This window comes from uncultured Bacteroides sp., from assembly GCF_902472605.1.
Lineage (GTDB): Bacteria > Bacteroidota > Bacteroidia > Bacteroidales > Bacteroidaceae > Phocaeicola.
The window spans coordinates 125,515-132,072 of sequence record NZ_CABROP010000002.1 but is presented as its reverse complement, the minus strand read 5'-3'; the positions used below and the strand labels follow the sequence as shown (position 1 = coordinate 132,072).

Genomic DNA, 6,558 nt, shown 5'->3' with positions numbered 1-6,558 from the left:
ATGGCGGGATAGCTCAGCTGGTTAGAGCGCATGATTCATAATCATGAGGTCCCCGGTTCAATCCCGGGTCCCGCTACAAAAAAAGACATTCAGTGAGGTTTTCCTGAATGTCTTTTTTTTATGTTTGTTTCTGAAAGTCATTTCCGGCGTGTCTTCCACAGACGTGTCATGTCTTCCAATGTCTTTCCCTTCGTTTCCGGTACCAGTCGCCATACGAAGATGGCTGCTATGACACAGATGACTCCATATAGTCCGTACACAAACATGTGTCCGAATTTGTCACCCATGTCTCCGGCACTCATGTTGTACATTGGCAGGAAAGTAGAGGAGACGATGAAATTGAAAATCCACTGGAAGGCTACGGCGATGGCTACAGCTGCTCCACGGATGGTGTTGGGGAAGATTTCGGCGATGAGCACCCAGCAGATAGGACCCCAGCTGAACATGAACGAAGCACTGTAAATCATGATGCTGATGACAGGCATCATCGGGGAAAGACCGCTCACGGCATTGCTGAAAGCGACTCCGAAGGCACCGATTGCCATGCCGATGGAACCGTAAATCAGCAGGGGTTTGCGTCCCCATTTCTCTACGGTAAAGATAGCCAGCAACGTGAACAGGATATTGACGATGCCCATGAATACGGTCTGTACCATTGGGTTACCCATACCCATGCTTTCAAAGATTCGAGGGGCAAAATACAAGACGGCATTGATGCCTACGGCTTGCTGGAATACACTCAGCATGATACCGATGAAGATGACCATCCAGCCATATGTGAACAGTTTCTCTGTTTTTTCATTGGCGGTATCTTTGATGTCTTTCAGGATGGCCTTGGCTTGTGTCAGTCCGTTGATTCGGCTCAGTACAAACAGCGCTTTTTCATCGCGTCCGGTCATGGCCAGGTAGCGCGGTGTTTCAGGGACAAAGAATACCAATAGCGTGAACAATCCGGCAGGGACGGCTTCACTGACAAACATCAGGCGCCATCCGGTTTCAATGCTCCAGGCGGCTTCGTCCGGATTCATGATATGGTTCACTCCGTCGACGATTTCCACAATCGGATTCAGGTGGTCGCCCAAGATAAGGAAGTTGACAAAATAGACTACCAGCTGACCGAAGATGATGGCAAACTGGTTCCACGAAACCAATGTGCCACGGATGTTGCTGGGAGCAATTTCAGCGATATACATTGGGCAGATGGCTGATGCCAGCCCTACACCTACACCTCCCAGCACACGGTAAAAGTTGAATGCCAATAACAGGGAATAGGAGGGGTCTCCATGTGGAAAGAAGAGGAATTCCGGATAGTATGACCCCAAGGCTGACAGGAAGAACATGATACCTGCGGCCAACAGAGATACTTTTCGGCCAAACCGAGACGCAAAGAAGCCGGAGAGCGCACTACCAAGGATACATCCTAACAAAGCGCTTGAGGAAGTGATGCCGTGCCAGGTATCGGTGTAGAGGAAATCGTCGGCTCCTATGAAAAAAGCCTGAAGCCCTTTTTCTGCACCGGAGATGACGGCTGTGTCATAACCGAACAACAGTCCGCCGAGAACGGCTACGAGTACGATGGAAAACAGATAGGCTCTGCTTCCTTTTTCTGTGTAATTCATAATGAAAGGCTTTTTTAAAGGAAAAAGATAACCGGCATACCCGGTCGGGGGAAGATGAACTTCACCGACGGGCATGCCGGTTGAACGCTGAAAACTCAGCACATTAGCAATACATGTTTACAATAGCTTCGTACAATTCTTGTTTTCCGCTGGTCTGTTTCGGTTCACCTGCCTTCTTAGCGTAGGCTACTACATCTTCCAGAGTCAGCTTGCCTTCTTCAAATTCTTTTCCTTTACCGCTGTCGAAGGAAGCGTAACGGTCAGCAAACATCTTCTTGTAAGGAGATTCTTCGAGCAGACGGGCTGCATTTTCCAACGCACGAGCCATGGCATCCATTCCGGCGATGTGTGCGATGAAGATGTCTTCCAGGTCGGTAGAGTTACGACGTGTCTTGGCATCGAAGTTGGTACCACCATTGCCCAGACCACCGCCACGGATAATCTGCATCATGGCCTGAATCAGTTCATAGTTGTCGATAGGGAACTGGTCTGTATCCCATCCGTTCTGGTAGTCACCACGGTTGGCATCGATAGAACCCAGCATGCCGTTGTCTACAGCGACAGCCAGTTCGTGTTCGAAGGTATGGCCAGCCAGCGTAGCGTGGTTCACTTCGATGTTGACTTTGAAATCTTTATCCAGTCCGTGAGCTCTCAAGAAACCAATTACAGTTTCTGTATCTACATCATACTGATGTTTGGTCGGTTCCATCGGTTTCGGTTCAACCAGGAAGGTACCCTTGAAACCTTTTGCACGTGCATAGTCGCGAGCCATTGTCAACATTTGTGCCAGATGGTCTTTTTCACGTTTCTGGTCGGTGTTCAGCAAAGACATGTAACCTTCACGTCCACCCCAGAACACGTAGTTTGTACCGCCCAGTTCGATAGTCGCATCGATGGCATTTTTAATCTGTACAGCAGCACGGGCTACTACGTCGAAATCAGGGTTGGTAGCTGCACCGTTCATATAACGTGCGTGGCCGAATACGTTGGCAGTACCCCACAACAGTTTGATACCTGTTTCTTCCTGTTTTTTCTTGAGATAAGCCACGATTTCCTTCAGGTTAGCTTCGTATTCTTCGATGGTATCGGCTTCGTCGCACAAGTCTACATCGTGGAAACAGTAGTATTCGATACCGATTTTTTGCATGAATTCAAAACCTGCATCAGCTTTTTCTTTAGCAGCCTGTACTTTATCTGGATTTCCTTTCCAAGGGAATTTCTTGGTACCGCCACCGAACTGGTCACCGCCTTCTGCACACAAAGTATGCCACCAAGCCATTGCAAACTTCAACCATTCTTTCATCGGTTTGCCCATGATAATTTTGTTTGCGTCATAATAACGGAAAGCCATCGGGTTTTTGCTTTCTACACCTTCAAATTTGATTTTTCCGATTCCCGGAAAGTACTCTTTTGTTGCCATAATATTTTTGTTTTTAAAGTTAATGTATGATTATTTTTTTTGTGATAGTTTCAAGACATTCTTTCCAACGAGCGTATGCGTCAGCGTAAGCGGCTGCGTCAGAAGCCTTCGGTTCGATAACCGCGAGCTTGTCGAGGGTGGCAAAGGCTTCCACATGGTCTCGGTAGATGCCTGCGCCCATTCCGGCTCCTTTGGCGGCACCTACAGAACCGTCGGTGTCATACAGTTCGATGGTAGCTCCGGTCACTCCGGCCAGTGTGTCGCGGAAGAGCGGGCTCAGGAACATGTTGGCATGTCCGGCGTGGATTTTCTTTACGTCCATTCCCATACCTTTCATGATGTCAATACCGTAGCGGAAAGAGAATACGATTCCTTCCTGTGCGGCACGCAACAGGTGACTGCGGTTGTGCAGGTTGAAGTTGACACCTTGGATGGAACAGCCTGTTTCCTGGTTCTGCAACATGCGTTCTGCACCATTCCCGAATGGAAGGATGCTGATGCCGTCTGCTCCGATGGGGGCCTGTGCGGCTACTTCATTCATTTCTGCATAGCTGAGATCGGAAGCGAGTGTACGTTTCATCCACGAGTTGAGAATACCTGTACCGTTGATGCAGAGCAATACACCCAGACGAGTCTGTGAAGGAGTATGGTTGACATGCGCGAAGGTGTTGACACGTGACTGCGGGTCGTAGTTCACACTGCCGTTCACTCCGTATACCACTCCCGATGTACCGGCAGTAGAAGCAATTTCTCCTGGATTGAATACATTCAATGACAATGCATTGTTCGGTTGGTCACCGGCACGGTATGTGACCGGAGTTCCCGCTTTCAGTCCCAGTTCGGCAGCAACCTTTTCTGTCACTTTACCTTGTTCGGAGAAAGTCGGACGGATGTCAGCCAGCAGGGAAGCGTCGATACCATAGTAGTCCAGCAAGAAATCTGCTACCTTGTTTTCCTTGAAGTCCCAGAACATACCTTCTGACAATCCGGATACGGTGGTACAGATTTCCCCGGTCAGTCGCATGGCAATGTAGTCGCCCGGAAGCATGACTTTGTAAATCTTCGCATAGACGTCCGGTTCGTTTTCCTTTACCCATGCCAGTTTGGAAGCTGTAAAGTTTCCCGGTGAGTTGAGCAGATGAGAAAGGCACTGTGCTTCTCCTAATTCCTGAAAAGCCTTCTGTCCGTAAGGTACGGCTCTGGAGTCGCACCAGATAATGGAAGGACGAAGTACTTGCTGGTTCTTGTCCACGCAAACCAGTCCGTGCATCTGATACGAAATACCGATGGCTTTGATTTCTTCTGCCTTGGCTCCGGATCTGGTCAATACAGCTTGTGTGGCCAGTTTCAGATTTTCCCACCAGCTTTGCGGATCTTGTTCAGCCCATCCTTGTTTGACAGCAAGGATAGGGGCTTCTGTTTTTGGGAAAAAAGCAGAAGCGGCACATTTTCCGGTTTCTACGTTTACCAGACTCGCCTTGACTGACGAGCTTCCTATGTCATAACCTAATAAATACATATTTTTATATCGTTTTTTGATTATCTTCTTGTTTTGTTGTAGATTTTCCGGTCGAACCGGTAATACCTTGCGGCACGATGGGATACTCCCTGTTCATATTCCTCCAAGGGTACGATGTATTCCATCATGGAAATCTTCTTGTGGAAGTTGCGTACGTCCAACGGTTTGCCGAGAATCACTTCGTAGAGCATCCGGAGCTGTAGGGCCGTGAATTTGCGCGGCAGCAGTTCGAAAATGCACGACGGGTTGAATTCGATGTGCTGACGGATGAACTTGATGGCCTCTGCAATGATCAGGTTGTGGTCGAAGGCAAGGTCCTTGATGTCCTCAAGAGCCACCCATTCAGCCTTGTACTCATCCAGGTTCTTGTTTAAGGTCTTGTCTATTTTGACCAAGGCCAAATAGGCGATGGTGACAATCCGTTCCACTTTAGCCTTCTCGGCCCGTTCCAACCAATGTACGTCTTTGGGATTCTTGGTACGGTCTTTGGAACCGAACGCCTTGAATTGCATCAGATTTACGTTCTTGAGACCCGTCAAATCATGAAGTACTCGTTTGGCGGCATCGTCCAGATCTTCATCCATATAAATAAGGCTTCCCGGAAGCTTCATGTCATGGAAAACTTCTCCACTTTCTTCCCCCATACGTTTGACGAGCAGCACTTTCAGTTTCTCTCCGTCAAACCCGATGACTACGCAGTCTACCGAGATATGATTATTGGCTAATTGTTGTGTGTATTCCATAAGCATTTTTTTGTCTTCATTGCAAAGAACGGTTTTTTTATTGAGATATGCAAGCGTGTTTTTGGTTGTGTAAATGCTTATTGTTCAATAGAATGAATATCTTAGTATATACAATATCATAATTCTTTGTTTTTGTATTTCCTACAATATGTATTCAGGGTGATTTTTCGTTTCAGTCTTTTTCTGATTGCAATGAACTTGAAGTGGCGAATATTCAAGGGCTTAAGCGAAAGGTAGACGAGGGGTGATGTAGACTACTTATTGTATTTTGGGTGGCGTGCCATGGAAGGCCTGGTCGATGCTTGTAGGAGGTAGGGATAATGGTATTTTTTGGATGTGTTAAAAATGCAAAAGAGAAAAAATTGTACCTTTGTATAGTTTTTTAGAGGAAAGATTATGATGGAAAATTCGATGAAACTGATTATGCTGGGCACGGGAAATGCTGCCGTAGTGAACTGTTACAATACCTGTTTTGCGCTTTGCCGTGGTGAAAACTATTTTTTAGTAGATGCCGGAGGAGGAAACGGTATCTTGTCGCAACTGCAGAAAGCCCATATTCCTTTGAACCACATTCATGAGATTTTTGTGACGCATGCTCATACCGACCATATTTTAGGAGTGATATGGATGATTCGTGTGGTGGCGCAGGCTATTCAGAAGGGAGAATATGAAGGTATTTTACGGGTGTATGGTCATGAGAAGGTGGTCAAGGTGCTCGACTGGATTTGCCGGATGACATTGCCTAAAAAGATTGTGGCCCGTCTGGGAGAAGACATTTTGTTGTGTGAGGTAGAGAATGGAGGCAAGTTTCAGGCCATCGGTCTGGAGGTAGAATGTTTTGACATCGCTTCGACCAAGGAGAAACAGTTTGGTTTCCGTACTACGCTGCCCGACGGAGAGTCATTGGTCTGCCTGGGTGATGAACCTTACAATGAATGTAACTGCCACTATGTGGAATCGGCCGACTGGCTGCTGTGTGAAGCTTTCTGTCTGTATGAAGACCGGGAACGATTCAAACCTTACGAGAAACATCACAGCACCGCACTCGATGCCGGCCGTCTGGCTGCTCAGCTGGGGGTAAAGAACCTGTTGCTGTATCACACGGAGGACAAGACACTGTCCACCCGGAAGGCCCGTTATACGGCGGAGGCGGCTTCGCAATTCGGGGGAAAAGTGTATGTACCCGACGATTTGGAAGAAATTTTACTATAAGGTAAGATTGTAATTACTATATAGAAGTGGAAAAGTTACTACGGG

5 protein-coding genes and 1 tRNA gene are annotated in these 6,558 nt (G+C 47.4%); 2 read left to right on the top strand and 4 right to left on the bottom strand.

Going from position 1 to position 6,558, the window contains the following annotated elements:
- Positions 1-2: 2 nt before the first annotated feature.
- Positions 3-76: transfer RNA gene (locus RDP42_RS01145), tRNA-Met, on the top strand.
- Between the two features lie 61 nt (positions 77-137).
- Here the strand turns inward: RDP42_RS01145 and xylE are convergent.
- The 4 genes from xylE to RDP42_RS01125 form a co-directional block, all read right to left on the bottom strand.
- Positions 138-1,619, bottom strand: coding sequence for a D-xylose transporter XylE (gene xylE, locus RDP42_RS01140; RefSeq protein ID WP_303915685.1), 1,482 nt, complete (start codon positions 1,617-1,619; stop codon positions 138-140).
- Positions 1,620-1,722: 103 nt separating this feature from the next.
- Entirely contained in the window at positions 1,723-3,039 is a 1,317-nt protein-coding gene (gene xylA, locus RDP42_RS01135) for a xylose isomerase (RefSeq protein ID WP_204475420.1), read from the bottom strand.
- 19 nt (positions 3,040-3,058) lie between these two features.
- Entirely contained in the window at positions 3,059-4,558 is a 1,500-nt protein-coding gene (locus tag RDP42_RS01130) for an FGGY-family carbohydrate kinase (protein ID WP_308762182.1), read from the bottom strand.
- 20 nt (positions 4,559-4,578) lie between these two features.
- Positions 4,579-5,307, bottom strand: coding sequence for an NUDIX domain-containing protein (locus RDP42_RS01125; RefSeq protein ID WP_374046890.1), 729 nt, complete (start codon positions 5,305-5,307; stop codon positions 4,579-4,581).
- A 390-nt stretch (positions 5,308-5,697) separates the two neighbouring features.
- Between RDP42_RS01125 and RDP42_RS01120 the strand changes: the two genes are divergently transcribed.
- Entirely contained in the window at positions 5,698-6,513 is an 816-nt protein-coding gene (locus tag RDP42_RS01120) for an MBL fold metallo-hydrolase (protein ID WP_308762180.1), read from the top strand.
- The last annotated feature ends 45 nt before the right edge of the window (positions 6,514-6,558 follow it).